At 59.4% G+C, this 12799-nt stretch carries 16 protein-coding genes; 7 read left to right on the top strand and 9 right to left on the bottom strand.

The window, feature by feature from the left end; all coding sequences use genetic code 11:
- Positions 1-18: 18 nt before the first annotated feature.
- Genes GKZ68_RS00395 through GKZ68_RS00375 form a run of 5 tightly spaced genes read right to left on the bottom strand, consistent with a single transcriptional unit; the run spans position 19 to position 1528 of the window.
- Entirely contained in the window at positions 19-333 is a 315-nt protein-coding gene (locus GKZ68_RS00395) for a hypothetical protein (protein WP_173109707.1), read from the bottom strand.
- Positions 334-381: 48 nt separating this feature from the next.
- On the bottom strand, positions 382-672 hold the full coding sequence (locus GKZ68_RS00390; protein ID WP_173109705.1) for a hypothetical protein: 291 nt from the start codon (positions 670-672) through the stop codon (positions 382-384).
- Positions 673-718: 46 nt separating this feature from the next.
- Positions 719-910, bottom strand: coding sequence for a SymE family type I addiction module toxin (locus GKZ68_RS00385; RefSeq protein ID WP_173109703.1), 192 nt, complete (start codon positions 908-910; stop codon positions 719-721).
- 8 nt (positions 911-918) lie between these two features.
- Positions 919-1128: a hypothetical protein gene (locus tag GKZ68_RS00380; RefSeq protein WP_173109701.1), complete on the bottom strand. Its 210-nt coding sequence runs from the start codon at positions 1126-1128 to the stop codon at positions 919-921.
- Complete coding sequence (locus GKZ68_RS00375; RefSeq protein ID WP_173109699.1) at positions 1121-1528, bottom strand: hypothetical protein; 408 nt, start codon at positions 1526-1528, stop codon at positions 1121-1123. The genes GKZ68_RS00380 and GKZ68_RS00375 overlap by 8 nt, the downstream gene beginning before the upstream one ends.
- 210 nt (positions 1529-1738) lie before the next feature.
- Here GKZ68_RS00375 and GKZ68_RS00370 point away from each other — a divergent pair, with 210 nt between their 5' ends.
- The 7 genes from GKZ68_RS00370 (at position 1739) to GKZ68_RS00340 (ending at position 8703) form a co-directional block, all read left to right on the top strand.
- Complete coding sequence (locus GKZ68_RS00370) at positions 1739-2149, top strand: SLOG family protein (protein WP_173109697.1); 411 nt, start codon at positions 1739-1741, stop codon at positions 2147-2149.
- Positions 2150-2988: 839 nt separating this feature from the next.
- Positions 2989-3303: a hypothetical protein gene (locus GKZ68_RS00365; protein ID WP_173109695.1), complete on the top strand. Its 315-nt coding sequence runs from the start codon at positions 2989-2991 to the stop codon at positions 3301-3303.
- Positions 3287-3799, top strand: coding sequence for a M15 family peptidase (locus GKZ68_RS00360; protein ID WP_173109693.1), 513 nt, complete (start codon positions 3287-3289; stop codon positions 3797-3799). The genes GKZ68_RS00365 and GKZ68_RS00360 overlap by 17 nt, the downstream gene beginning before the upstream one ends.
- 498 nt (positions 3800-4297) lie before the next feature.
- Positions 4298-5749 carry a hypothetical protein gene (locus tag GKZ68_RS00355; RefSeq protein ID WP_173109571.1) on the top strand — a complete coding sequence of 484 codons (1452 nt, stop codon included), beginning with the start codon at positions 4298-4300 and terminating at the stop codon, positions 5747-5749.
- Positions 5750-5912: 163 nt separating this feature from the next.
- On the top strand, positions 5913-6638 hold the full coding sequence (locus GKZ68_RS00350) for a hypothetical protein (RefSeq protein ID WP_173109691.1): 726 nt from the start codon (positions 5913-5915) through the stop codon (positions 6636-6638).
- Positions 6639-6667: 29 nt separating this feature from the next.
- Positions 6668-7414, top strand: coding sequence for a Dyp-type peroxidase domain-containing protein (locus GKZ68_RS00345; RefSeq protein WP_173109690.1), 747 nt, complete (start codon positions 6668-6670; stop codon positions 7412-7414).
- 83 nt (positions 7415-7497) lie between these two features.
- Entirely contained in the window at positions 7498-8703 is a 1206-nt protein-coding gene (locus GKZ68_RS00340) for a hypothetical protein (RefSeq protein WP_173109689.1), read from the top strand.
- Positions 8704-9042: 339 nt separating this feature from the next.
- Here GKZ68_RS00340 and GKZ68_RS00335 read toward each other — a convergent pair whose 3' ends face one another.
- From GKZ68_RS00335 to GKZ68_RS00320, 4 genes are read right to left on the bottom strand one after another with little or no spacing between them, the layout of a single operon-like run.
- Entirely contained in the window at positions 9043-9618 is a 576-nt protein-coding gene (locus tag GKZ68_RS00335; RefSeq protein ID WP_173109688.1) for a hypothetical protein, read from the bottom strand.
- A complete protein-coding gene (locus GKZ68_RS00330; protein WP_173109687.1) occupies positions 9608-10705 on the bottom strand; it encodes an ATP/GTP-binding protein in 1098 nt (365 codons plus the stop codon). Before GKZ68_RS00330 ends, GKZ68_RS00335 begins: the two co-directional genes overlap by 11 nt.
- Positions 10706-10714: 9 nt before the next feature.
- Positions 10715-11263: a hypothetical protein gene (locus GKZ68_RS00325; RefSeq protein ID WP_173109686.1), complete on the bottom strand. Its 549-nt coding sequence runs from the start codon at positions 11261-11263 to the stop codon at positions 10715-10717.
- A gap of 5 nt (positions 11264-11268) precedes the next feature.
- Positions 11269-12720, bottom strand: a complete 1452-nt coding sequence (locus tag GKZ68_RS00320; RefSeq protein ID WP_173109684.1) for a restriction endonuclease subunit S — start codon at positions 12718-12720, stop codon at positions 11269-11271.
- Positions 12721-12799 lie beyond the last annotated feature (79 nt).

The raw sequence follows: 12799 nt of genomic DNA, 5'->3' as shown, positions 1-12799 counted from the left end.
CCCGTCGCCGTTTGTCGTTTATCTGAATTGCTTGTCGTGGCAGAGAATGGCCCGGCCCACAATGGAATCGACGCCCCGCGCTTCGGGCTGGTGCTGGTACCAGAGATAGGTAGCCAGTAGGTTGAGGTAGGCGGGGTTGCGGAACTTGCCTTCCTCGTCGATGATGAGAATCAACTCGTCGGTGAGGCGCACCACTTCGACGGTCTGGCAGTCGAGCAACTGGTATAGCTCAGCCAGCCGGAAGCTGCGGCCGTTGGCTGGGCTGACTGGTTGAGGCTCGGCGCTATGCGGGTCAAGCAGATGGGGTCGGTAGGTGGGAGCAGTGGCGGGCATGGTGCTGGGGAGAAAGCGGAACCGGCGCTGGGGCCGGCCCCTGGTTGATTAAAAGGAATCGGTGCGGTGGCTGGCGCCGTCGTAGCTGCCAGCGGCGGCTAGCGGCTGGGCACCTGGGTAGGCGTGGGCGCTTTCGTGGAAAAGCTGCACGGCGGCGGCCAGGGCCTCGTAGCAGGTGGCACCGTGGCCGCAGTACACCGAGGGCCCCGCGTAGGGCTGCGGGGGATGGATGAAGAGCTTGTAGCCGGTTCGGGTGGCGTAGCCGCCCACAGTGCAGCCGGGCACGGGAAAGCAGGCGGCGGTTAGGGCGTGGGCGCTGGGGCTAATGCGAGCAATCATGGGGCGGGGCTTAGTGGCCCGCGCCGATGGAGCGCGGGCCGGGTGGCTAGTGGACTGGGGCGGTGGTGATGATGAGGCGGCCGGCCTGCACCTCTACCACGGCGAACGCGCCGGGCAGGAAGCCGGCGGCGGCTAGCCAGTCGCCGGCAAGCGTGAGCTTGCTGGTGGTGCTGAGGCGCGGGTGGAGGCTGCGGAAGTGCTGGGCCACCTTGAGGCGGCGGGCAGTGTGCTGAGCCATGACGTGGGCTAGAGGAAGCCCTGCCAGCGGGCGGGGTCGGTGGCGGGGTCATGGTAGGCAGCACTTGGGGCCGGAGCCAGGTAGCAGCTGCGGCGCTGGGCGGCCTGGTCGCGGGCCTGGCACTGCTCAATGAGGGCTACGAGGCGGGCGCGCTGCTCGGTGGCCGTGGGGGCCGCGCCCTGGGCGGGCGCGGCCGGCGGGGTAGCAAGCCTAGGCATGGAAGTAGCGGGAGGCGGCAACAGGCACATAGGAGCACCCGCACTCGCCGAAGTGGTCGCGGCCTTCGCCGCAACCGGCGCACACCACGGGCGGCGCGAGGGCCGGGGCGGGCGCACCGGCAAACAGGTGCTCGGCCTGGGCCACCACGGCGCCGGCGGTGGATACGCACACGGCTACGCCCGCCGTGGCGGCTGCCTGCACGGCCGCTAGCACGGCGGCAAAGGGGCACGGGCGCTCTTCCTGGAAGCACTGGCTACCTACCTCGCCGGGGTGGTAGCTGACGCGGTAGCTAGTGGCCGCGTAGCCGGAGGCGCTGCGGTAGCTGACGATGGAGGCGAAGAAGGTGGTACCCGACCAGGCGGCCTGAGCTAGCTGGGTAAACTGAATGGAAGTGAGCATGGCTGTAAGGGTTAGCCGTGTAATGCGCTGCGGTGCTGGCCGGGCCTAGCCAGCGCCGCTGGCGCGTAGCGCCGGGGCCTCTCCCCGACTACCTTACAAATATACGTAATAAAGCAAGAAAATATACTAAATAAAGTAATTAAAATAAGTGGAAAATACAGAAAAAAGTATGTATCTTCGATTATGAGAAATATACAAAAAATTACTAATATGGCAGCCGTACCCGCAGGGCTGGTGGTAGCGGTGGTAGGCAGCCGGAGCGTGACGAGCTGCGAGGCCCTGCTGCGCCGCCTGGATGCCCTGCACGTGCTAGGCCAGGTGGCCGAAGTGGTGAGCGGCGGGGCGGCGGGCGTGGACACCCTGGCCGCCGGCTGGGCGGGGCGCAACCTGGTGCCGCTGACGGAGCTGCGGCCCGACTATGCCGCCCACGGGGCCGGCGCAACCCACGTGCGCAACGCCGAGATAGTGCGCCGGGCTGACCTGGTGCTGGTGGTGTGGGACGGGGTGAGCAAGGGCACGCTGAGCAGCGCCCGCGCGGCGGCCAGGCGGGGCCGGCGCTGCGAGTGGCTAGGGGTGGCCGCGCCCGGCACGGCGCCGGTGGCCGGCGGGCTGGGCCTGTAGAGCTGCCCACCGGCAAGCCAAGCAAGCTGCTGGCAAAGGCAGCCGACCTGCCGGCCCTGAATGCCTTGCCCTAGGGGTTTGGGGGACGGGCTGAGGCCCCCAATAAACCCTCCGCGAAGCGGGCCCTATGAGGCGCTAGCCGAGGAAGATGCTAGCCGAAGGCTGAGCATGCCTATAGGGGGTGCGGGGGGCCGCCCCCGCTAGACACTGCGCGAAGCGCACCTGATTCGGGCCGCCGCTACTGAGGAGCCACTAAGCCGCTGCTGCCGCACTGGGCCGCAGCAGGCCCGCCGTTCGCGCCGGTCGGTGGGTGGGAAACGGCCAGGGCGCCCCGCATGGGTAAGGGGCTAGGGTGGCGATGCCAGGAGCCGGCGACCTTAGCTGCGCTGACCGATAGTTGCAGATTGGCGACCTGGGCCGGTGCGGGGGGCTGGCGTCTGGGTGCTAGGGTGGCTGGTGGAGGCTGGCCGACCATCGGGAGGCGGGCCGGGGCGGTGCATCTGGCTTTGTAGCTGCTGCAACCTGGCCGGGCGGCGGGTCCCGAAGGGCGCGCTGCACGGCCTCTGAGTCACTGATTCAGCAGCAGTGCGCTAGGGATGAGAAGGGCCGGGCGGGGCAAGTGTCTGGCGTTCCGCTGAGGCTGCCGGTGACGGCGAGCAACTGCCCCGGCCGGGTGCGCAGCACCGCAGCGAAGCGGAGCCCTGGACAGCCCGACCCGAAGGGAGCGCCCACACTCTGAAAAATACCATTAATTAGGATGAGAAAATAGTAAAATAGCATTCAACTATGCTCTATTTTTGCCTTACAATTTTACTTAAAAAAGTAATTTTCATTTTTCTATGCAACCTACCATGTTGTTCAGCAGCACAAAGGCCGGGCATATCGGCCAAATCCTGAGTACCGCCGTGTTTGGGCAAGTAGTCAGCAACAGCTTGACGCCGCCCGACCCTGGGCAGATTGAAACCTACGGCCACCTGGTTATTCAGATACTGGTGGCGGCGGTGACTATCTGGGCCACCATTCGCAAGGCGCTGCAAAAGCCGGAATCGGTGGTGAAGGTACCGGCCGACGTGGTGCCGGTCATTTCGGCGGCCGTGGTGCCTAGCGGCTCTGCCGTGCCCGTTACGCCGGCCGCTGATGGTAACGCTGAGTAAGGCCCAGGCGGCTACGCAGGCGGCGCGGCTAGCCCAGGTGCGGCCCGAGTTGGCAAAGGCCTACGCGGTGGCGCTGGCGCGCTGGATGGGCGACCGGAAGCTGATGCTACTAGGGTTGCCGATTGTGACGGAAGGCTATCGGTCGGACGCGATGCAGGCGGCCTACTATGCGCAGGGGCGGCAGACGCCGTACCAGATTCACTTGCTGCGGCAGGCAGCGGGGCTAGGCGACCTGCCAGCGGTGGAAGCCAAGCGCATCATCACCTACAAGCTGCCGGGCACCTCGAACCACAATAAGCTGCCCAGCTGGGCGCTGGACGTGGCGCTGCTGCAGGCCGATAGCTCAGTGAAATGGGACCCGGCCGCGCTGCTGCTGTTTTCGCGGCTGATGCGGGCGGCCGATGAGCGGGTGACATGGGGCGGCGACTGGAATCATAACGGCCGCACTGACGACGAACACCTGAACGACTGGCCGCACTTTGAGCTAATCGGCTGAGTGGCCGGCGTTGTTTTTCACTTTTTACTTATTTACCCAATGAATATCTGGCAGATTCTGGCCCATGCGGCTATCGCGGTACTATCGCAGCTTATCGACAAGAAGAGCAAGCAGCAACCATTGAAGTAGCGCAATTTGCTACTTGCCGACTCAGCTTTTGATGCACAAAAAATTTGTGAGCTGGGAAATAAAATGGCTCTTAGCATTGATTAAGAAGTCATTTTTTGGTATGCTATAAATTACGGGATTATCTGGAACAGACCATAAGCGATAAGTTTTACATTATACAGCCATACCTAGATAAGTAAGCAAATTTGGTCCGGAAATCAGTAATTGCTTATGCTAAAAATTCAGTGCTGTCACTGATTCACGAGTACTTACTTAAATCGTGATTTGCAGTCAGTTACTAAGCAGCCTCTAAAGCCTTTAGTATGCGGGATACACCCAATCATGTTGCGCTGCTGGCACACTAGAAATTGCTAAACCTACTGCTTACCGATGGACCTGCCTTTGATACTAGCGGTTGCCATTTCGATGGTATTTCTGTATTTGCTTGGCAGCCAAGTAGTGCTCTCTATTTATGAGCTTTGGGCAGGCTATACAAACGCGCGCGGTAAATTTTTGTACCGGCGGTTGAAAGGAGTGCTGGGTAGTAATACCACTGGGCAGTTTTATAGCCAGCCGGCCATCGCCAAGCTTTCGCCGGCTGACCAAGCGCCGCCGAGTGAGCAGACTGGGTGGAAAGCAAGCCTGGAAGTAGACTATACTAATGCCTGGGACTGGTGGCGGGGGGCTGATGGGCTGCCGTCTTACGTGCCGGCTGACTTGTTTGCGGCTACTTTACTGGGGATGGTGGCGCCCCACGCGACCGAGTTAACTGACATTATGCTCCCGCTAGCAGCAGCGAGGGCTCAACAGCTCGCATTAACAGTTGGAACGTTAGGAGGTCAAGCAGCCTCGCCAAACCAAGGAGGAGCGCAACAGGTGGGCACCCCGCCCGTTTGGTATAGTGGAGAGCTTAGTGACTTGCTAAGCAACTTGTTTGCAGGGCTGGCTGCAACCGCAACGTTGGCGCAGTGCGAACAAGCGGTAGCAAACTGGTTTGATGCCTACGGCGAGCGGATGACGGGCTGGTATAAGCGGCAAACGCGAGGGTGGCTTTTCCTGATTGGGCTAGTGGTTGCGATAGCGAGCAATATTGACTCGCCCTTTATTATTCGCTACCTATGGGCGCATCCGGAGTTGAGTCAGCATATAGCAGATGTAGGTGCTAAGGAAACACAGATACCAGGGGCTGTCAACACCTATGGGAAGGGTATAAAGGCACACTTTATGAAGGGAGTCGGGAAAGATTCTGCCGCCAGCGCGGTAACCATCGCTATTACTAAGTCGGCCAGAGCGGCGGTGGATAGCGTCAATAAAAAACTACTCGCATCAGAAGAGCAACTTAACGCCCTGAATGGCCGCTTGCGGGTGCTAGGATTTCCAATTGGGCGGGATGTTACTACTAGCCAAGATAGTACCCAGAGTGAGCTGCCAACCGTTTTTTATATCAGGCAGCCAGCTCATATGCTTCATAAGGGGCGCACACTAGAAAACGTACCGGAGTATTACGTCCGTTACACGCGGCGCCTTGATAAGGCTAAAAGCTCAGTTCCTGGAATAACAACGGCGTCTTTCTATTGGCAAAGGGAAAACGTACTGCCTACTGATACCAACAAGGTGAAGGGGCCTATCCGCAGCAACTTCCAGGCATGGTATGCACCCGTAATTGGGCCGCCATTCTTTGGGCCACAATCGCAGTCGCAGCCATGGTGGCACACGCTACTTGGCTGGGTGCTGACGGCGGCAGCTTTGTCGGTGGGAGCTCCTTTCTGGTTTGACTTGCTTTGCCGGCTAGTTAACATTCGCAACTTGGGCATTAAGCCCCCACGCACGGAACAGGAGTGAGCGCGAGGCAGCGCCAGCGCTGAGGCGCTGGCAGCGAACAGGCTACTACTATCCCTGCCAGACTACTGCTTTACCGGTAGTACGCCGCCTTGGGGAGCATAAGCACTTAAAGCCTAGCACTAGCCTCCAGCACTTTGTTTTTTCACCTTTTTTCTCTCTACTCATGTCCACTCTCATTTCTGTAGGTGATGCCATAAGAAAATATGGCGATGCGCAAGGCAACATCCTAAAAGGCCACGGCCGGGACCACACCACCCTGCTACTGGTAGAGTTTACAGACCAGGCGAACGCCCGCGAGTGGATTAAACAGCTGCTGGCGGGCCTGAGCACCGGCCCTAGCGTGCTTGATACCGTGCGCGTGACCTCGACCGAGAAGCAGCTGCGCGACCGGGAAGCATTTAAGGCAGCCGGGCAGACTGCGGATGCGGGCTTATTTACCAGTCTTGTATTTACGGCTGATGGTTTGCAATACTTAGGGGCACCGGCGCCGCAGGAAAGTCAAAATCAAACGCCCGGCCAAGGCCGGTCAGGTGCCTTCGCAGCGGGAATGCGTGCTGCGGCCGTGCACGGTCTGTTGCGGGACCCTGACCCAACGGACTGGGAAGGGGAATGGTGGGAGGATGCAACTGCTGGTAAGCCGAGCAAGATTCACGCGATGTTGCTGCTGGCGGATAATAAGCTGGCTGAGCGCCTGCAACCCGCCGTCAACTTTATGACGGAGCGGAGCGAATCGCTCGGGGTGCGAGTGCGCATTACGCAGCACGGCAAGCGGCTAGTAGAAGACGGCCACGACATCGAGCACTTTGGCTACGCTGATGGCGTGAGCCAGCCGCTTTACTTGGATAATGACGAGGGTACAGCGCCCCCCACCCACGCGATACGGCGCTAGGCGCCGAGGACCTGGTGCTGGTACCTGATGTGCTGGGCTCGGAGGAAAACTCCTTCGGCAGCTTTTTGGTGTACCGCAAATTGCGGCAGAAAGTAAGGGCTTTTAAGGATGCGGAAGGGGAAGATAAAGATGCTAAACCGGACACCCTGGCGAACGTGCTGGGCCTGACGGGAGACGACCGGGCCCGCGCGGGGGCCATGCTGGTGGGGCGGTTCGAGAACGGTACGCCACTAGCTGTACTAGGCACGAATGTGGACCCACACACCGGCAAGCCGGTATTTACTAACAATTTCGACTACCAGCACGATACGCAGGCGTTGAAGTGCCCTTTTCACGCTCACATCCGCAAGGTGAACCCAAGAGGCGAAACTGAGCCTGGCCCGGAGCTGCGCCACCGCATTACACGGCGGGGAGTACCATACGGCCCTCAGTTGCCTGACGGAGCACCGGAGGATGGGGTAAGCCGGGGGCTGCTGTTCATGTGCTACCAGCGTAACATCGGACAGCAGTTTGAATTTATGCAGCAGGCCTGGGCTAACAATGCCAATTTTATTCATGGCGCCGACCCGGCCAACGGCATCACCTCTGTGGGCTTGGACCCTATTATCGGGCAGGGTACGCGAGGCCCGCTCACCTTTCCGGTGGTTTATGACCAAGCGGGCACCAAGCAGGCAGACTTCGCACAGTTTGTAGACCTAGAGGGCGGAGAATACTTCTATGCGCCTTCTTTATCGGGCCTGCGCAGCCTAGCCGAGGCTCCGGCTGGAGCGATATAGCGGTAGCTTTTTACGTGCGGGCGCTTGTATACGGACTGGCAAGCGCCTGCCCGCTTTTTCTTATCTATCAGTATATTACTCGTATGTACTCACCAGCTACCCTTTTGCCTTACCGCCAGTACGGGTGGCTGCTCGTGGGACTGACCGCCCTGGGGCAACCAATCACGGCGCAAGCACAGGCGCTAAGCGCGCTTGAACAAGCAAGTACTACCCGCGCCAACGTGCTAGCCCTGCGCGCTGAAAACCGCTGCATGGCTACGCCGCTGACCAGCGCGGCCATCTCCTCGCTGGTCAGTCCATTTTCGCAAGTGGCAGTTGTAGTCAAGCCTGACAATCAAGAAGCTTCCGTGGCGCTGGGCTACAGCACTAACTACGTGAAAGGCTCCGTAACACTTCGCCAGCCGTTTCAGGGCAAGCTTCGGCGCGTGACCCCACTCTCGCTCGATGGCCTAGGCCAGGGCGCATCGGCTGTTTTCAATCTGCAGTTCAACACCAGCGGCACGGTAGACCAAGCTATGGCAACTGCTATCCATAATAGGCTTACCCCGCAAGTACAGGCAGCCCTAGCCCAGCGCCAAGCGCAGATGCCAGCCGAGCAATCACTTGTAGCACCAGTGCAGACCGCCTCTGTCCAAAACGATGCTCAAGCGCAGGCACAACTACTTAAAACAGCTGATTTTAAGAATTTTATTGGCGAGGAGCCGTACCGAAAAACCGCCTTGGTTGGGGTAACGTTTTCGCTGGGGAAAGTCGGCTACGATTACCTGGCAACCAGCTTGTCGCAGCAGCCGGAGAGCCTGACGGGAATAAACCGCAACTTGCGGCTCTACGCGGGCTATGCAATGAGCCAGCACCTGGTATTTGTGGCGAGCTACACGTGGCAGCGTCACTACGAAACTAGCACCGACGACCCTATTACGGTCTACTACCCCCTAACGGCGGGCTCCAGTACGCTGACCAGCAAGGACGTATTTATGGGTAAGCCAACGTTAGGCACAACTGGTCGGCTGAATGTGGAAGCTCGCATTCTGCCAGTCAACCAAGAGGGGCGGCCGTTTGTGGCCCTCAATCCATCGGTGCATCTGCTAACCAACGGGCAGCAGCTCGCCTTCAACCTAGGTGTTTACTTGCAGCAGACCGGCGAAGACGGTAAGCTAAAGGGTGCCCAGGGTGGGTTGGCCGTCGGCTACCTGACGGGCAAGCGCTACGAATTTCAGCGCTTTGCCGATGGGGTAAGCGCGGAGGTATTCGTTTCAGTGCCGTTCAACATCTTTGATTTTAATAATTAAAGCTTGTGCCCACTAAAGTCGGGTCTAGATAAAGTCGGGTCTAGAGGGTGCGCTCCTGCTATGAAGAGCGCGGCGAAGGAAGTAGCTCGTACTCACCAGACCTACTGCATGAAGCAGGTGCGCGGCTACGGCATTAGGGCCGACTACCCAAACAACGGCAGCCTTGTGCCAGCAACAGGCCTACCTGAGGCGGGTGCTCCAGCATTATGTATGCTTTGAAACTCCAATAGAGTTAACTATTGAGCAAGTATGTACGACAGTGTGCCTCTTGAGTGGCAACTAACCCGCAACATGAGGTCAACCCCGGAAGAAATTGGTCAGCGCAGGGCAGTGCGGTTATCATATGAGGCGCACACCCCAGCCATCCCGGACTTGCATAGTACTGCTGCTGCGTAAGTAAAAATCGAAGCCCAGACCACTGAGAACACTGGTGAGCTCCAGGCGTAGGTCGTTGATAGCCGTTTGCGGGTTTTGCTTGCGGAATTTTTGGGCCGTGGTGATGGGCGGCGGGCCGGGGGAAGGCTGCTCCAGCAATAAGATTACCTCGATGGCTAGCCCCGAGCTACATATACGTTCTGTTACTTCACGTAGCTCAGGGTCGCCGGTGCGGGCCGCCGCAAACAGGCCACTCACAGTATTGAGCGCTTTTTGGATGACGGTTTGGCGCAGCTTTTTGGCTTCCTTATCGGCAGAGCTGGCGCTTTCGCGGTAGTCCTTTACCTCTATCAACAGCAGCCGGTTATCCGGAGTTGGCGTCAAGCTTACTACATCTACGCCGCGCACGTGCTGCACCTGGTGCTCGATTTTGGCCCGGTAAAAGCCGGCGTTGTCGGTTTGGCTATCGCCGTCGTACTTAACGACGCCCCATCCTTCCGGAAAGTCTAGCCAGATTCCTTTTTCGCGCTTAGTGGGCATCTTCCTGGTCGAGTACTGCCTGGAAACGGTCGGATTGGTCCAGCTCGGCGTCGAGGGCGACGATGTCGGGCAACTGCTCCAAGTTGTCGCACTGGATTACCTGGGTAGGCTCGGCGGGCTGGGAACTCAGGCCAAAATACCGCACGGTGGATTTTTGCTCGTGGGCCAGGATATGCAGCTCTTTAAGTATAAACAGGCTGTGCGTGGCTAGGATAATCTGGAAGCCCTGGCTGGCCAATTGCATGAGCAGGCTGGCTAGCTCGCGCAGCAGGGCGGGGTTGAGGTTGGCTTCGGGCTCGTCCCAGTAGAGGGTAGTATCAGGATTTAGTGTGCCGTTGGCCAGGAGGTAGGCTAGCGTGCCCAGCTTACGGTAGCCTTCGGCGACGAGGGTTATTTCGAGCCGCTCGCCGTGCTTGGGCAGGAGGTAAAAACGGCCGTTCTCAGACTGGATGGTGCCTTGCATGGCTTGGCCCAAGCTGTTGAGCACGGCATGAATGGCGGGCGGGGGCGTTTTGAGCAGGGGGCCAACCAAGGCGCGGGCCAGGTCGGTGTAGGTGGAATCGAGTAGCGGGGTAAACTTATCACTGAGCCCGATGATGCTGGGCATCAGCGAGAGCATTTCTTTGGCCGGAATAAAGACGGGTCGTTGTGCGGGCTCGCCGATGGTGGCGGGCTCGGGTAGCAGGACGCTGTTGTTGCGGGGTGCATCGCCGGCAATCGCAAATGCTATAGCATCGATGGCATTTTTGCCGAAGCTGGCCCGAACAGTAGCACGCATTACTGGAGGGGCAGCGGGTGAACCTGGCCGACGCACCAGCTGCTTTAGCCCGTTGGGCAGGAAGACTTCATCCAAGCGACTCAGCATGCTGACCGCGACCAACACGTCGGTGCTTTCCTCGGTGGGGGCGTACACGTCGGGCACTTCGCGGGGAGCCCCGGCGTAGACTACCTGGGCGGCGTAGGCCAGCTTGAGCACGTGGCTTTTGCCGGTGCCGTTGGTGCCGACAATGACGTTCAGGCCGGGGCTGAACTCAAAGGTGGCGTCGGCGAACACGGTGAAATTCTGAACGTGCAGGCGGTTTAGCATGGGGCGAAGCTACGGAATGGCGACGGGCAGCGGCTGGGTTACGTGCTCGTACAGCTGCTGGGCCAGGCTGGTGGTGAGGGTGGCTAGCTCGGGCTGGTCGGGGAGGGTGTGGAAGTGGATTTCGGTTTGGTGCAGGGGCCACTGGCCGGTGTGGGCGCGCACGGCGTAGACCAGCTCGGCCTCAATGCGCTCGGCGAGTTGGGAGGGCTTCGTTTGGTGGGCAGCATCCAAGGCCAGCAGCGCCGGGGGTAGCGGGAACACGAAGAGGCGTAGGGCCGGCAACTTCAGCCACTGGTAGCCGTGGTAGCCGCCACGGGGGGTGCGGAAGCGTTGGTGGCCCAGGCGGAGCCGGGCGCCCATGCTGGTGCGGGTGCAGCCCACGTACTGCACCCCGGCCGCGTTGACGAGCACGTAAATCTTGTAGCCGACCTGGGCAGCGGCGCGGCCCCGAAAACCGGGCTGGGTAGCCGCCACGCAGGCCGGCTGCTGGCTATCGTAGTGCAGGTCGAATATTTCGCAGTCGGTGGCCGGGTTGAACATAGTAGCGGCAGATGGCATGGCAGCTAGTCGAGTAAGCTACCGAGGGCCAGCTGGGAGCCGCGCTTGGCGGCGCGGCGCGCGGGTGCCGGGGCATCTTCGGCCAGCGCGGGTTCGGCCGCTATCGTGGGGGTAGCACCGGCGGGCGGGGCCAGGGCCTCGCGCAGAGCGATGGCCAGCAGCTGCTCGGCCAGGCGGCGGCCCTCGCGGATGCGCTGCTCCAGGGCATCGCAGTGCTGCAGCAGCTGCGCTAGCTTCGCTACGATGCGGTGCTGCTCGGCTAGAGGAGGTAGGGGGATGAGTGTCTGCTTTAATTGAGCAGTGTTTATCCTTGAACGAGTCATGCCTCGCATAATTCGCAGATAACCATCAGAAATAAAGTCTGTTCCTAATAAATACGTCAAGAACTTATTATCAACGGCAGTGGGATTATGTCTAATACAAAAGCAGTCTGCTTTAGCAATAGCTGTTTCTCCTAACTCAGGAATAAGTACGGCCTTCACTCCGTCAGCAATAAATGACCCGACAATTATATCACCTTCATAAATGGTATGCTGCTTTAGGCCTTCATACTTTTCTAGGCTGATGTAAGTCGTCTTGTCGTGTTTGAATTTGCCGTAATCAAGATTCTCAAGCCTAATTACTCTTACACCTGCAGTAGTATAGTCAGCTGTTTTTAAGTGAGAGCCGAAAGGGCCATCGAAGATGCTTTTAACGACTTTCTTCAATTCACACCACACCCAGCTAGCCGGAATCTCAAATGGCCCTTCCACCGCTTCGGCGGCCTCGGCGAAGAGGGGGGCGGCCGGGCCCCTACCCTTCTTGCCGGGCTTGGCGGCGGCTTGCAGCTGCTGGAGCAGCACGGCGGCGGGTTCGTCGGTGGGGTCTTGGGGGAGCAGCTGGCCCTGCATAGCCTCGCGGAGCAGGGCTTGGCGGAGTTTGGTGAGGTGGGCTAGTTGCTGGTCAGTTTCATCGAGCACCGATGCCACGGCGGCATTGGTGTGTTTCAGCTGCGCTATTAACTCGCGCTGCTCTTCGACTGGGGGTAGGCTGATTTCGTAATTGAAGAACTTATCAGCTTGCAGGCGGACGCGGTTGGTGGTGCCGTCGCTGGCAAGGCGGCATAAATCGTCGAAGAAGGTAGTCGAGGTCAGGTGCAGGAATAGCTCTTTGTCTACCTGCGCTTCATCAACTTCAAAATACCAGAAGTCATTGGTAACGACAGCACCGGCCAACTCTGGAGGCACAATACCAAAAGCTCCGTGACGAGCATCAATACCGGATAAAATGAAATGGCCGGGCTGTACTGCGTACATCCGTTTGGTACCAATCTCCTTACCTGGCTTGGTAGCCCGTAACGCCACGCCTTTGTGGTGCATCCGAATGGTAACGAGGTTGTATTGCTGGTCGTCTTCGATATCTACCGGGATGCGTACCCGGTGCAGGAAATCGCCTATTCTGATACTACGCCACTTCATAATTCACTTTTCAAAAACTATTTGGTTGCCCCGCTCCTACCCTAGCGGCGGCGCAACGAAGCGGTAGAGATGCTTCGAC

This window comes from Hymenobacter sp. BRD128 (genome assembly GCF_013256625.1).
Lineage (GTDB): Bacteria > Bacteroidota > Bacteroidia > Cytophagales > Hymenobacteraceae > Hymenobacter.
Note: the sequence above shows the minus strand (reverse complement) of the source record. Positions and strands in the feature narration are given on the sequence as shown.

Coding starts and splice junctions, on each gene's coding strand:
- GKZ68_RS00330 (WP_173109687.1), bottom strand. CDS start 10,705: ATGCTAAACCGCCTGCACGTTCAGAATTTCACCGTGTTCGCCGACGCC.
- GKZ68_RS00340 (WP_173109689.1), top strand. CDS start 7,498: ATGTACTCACCAGCTACCCTTTTGCCTTACCGCCAGTACGGGTGGCTG.
- GKZ68_RS00365 (WP_173109695.1), top strand. CDS start 2,989: ATGCAACCTACCATGTTGTTCAGCAGCACAAAGGCCGGGCATATCGGC.
- GKZ68_RS00395 (WP_173109707.1), bottom strand. CDS start 333: ATGCCCGCCACTGCTCCCACCTACCGACCCCATCTGCTTGACCCGCAT.
- GKZ68_RS00360 (WP_173109693.1), top strand. CDS start 3,287: ATGGTAACGCTGAGTAAGGCCCAGGCGGCTACGCAGGCGGCGCGGCTA.
- GKZ68_RS00320 (WP_173109684.1), bottom strand. CDS start 12,720: ATGAAGTGGCGTAGTATCAGAATAGGCGATTTCCTGCACCGGGTACGC.
- GKZ68_RS00385 (WP_173109703.1), bottom strand. CDS start 910: ATGGCTCAGCACACTGCCCGCCGCCTCAAGGTGGCCCAGCACTTCCGC.
- GKZ68_RS00370 (WP_173109697.1), top strand. CDS start 1,739: ATGGCAGCCGTACCCGCAGGGCTGGTGGTAGCGGTGGTAGGCAGCCGG.
- GKZ68_RS00325 (WP_173109686.1), bottom strand. CDS start 11,263: ATGCCATCTGCCGCTACTATGTTCAACCCGGCCACCGACTGCGAAATA.
- GKZ68_RS00350 (WP_173109691.1), top strand. CDS start 5,913: ATGTCCACTCTCATTTCTGTAGGTGATGCCATAAGAAAATATGGCGAT.
- GKZ68_RS00375 (WP_173109699.1), bottom strand. CDS start 1,528: ATGCTCACTTCCATTCAGTTTACCCAGCTAGCTCAGGCCGCCTGGTCG.
- GKZ68_RS00390 (WP_173109705.1), bottom strand. CDS start 672: ATGATTGCTCGCATTAGCCCCAGCGCCCACGCCCTAACCGCCGCCTGC.
- GKZ68_RS00355 (WP_173109571.1), top strand. CDS start 4,298: ATGGACCTGCCTTTGATACTAGCGGTTGCCATTTCGATGGTATTTCTG.
- GKZ68_RS00335 (WP_173109688.1), bottom strand. CDS start 9,618: ATGCCCACTAAGCGCGAAAAAGGAATCTGGCTAGACTTTCCGGAAGGA.
- GKZ68_RS00380 (WP_173109701.1), bottom strand. CDS start 1,128: ATGCCTAGGCTTGCTACCCCGCCGGCCGCGCCCGCCCAGGGCGCGGCC.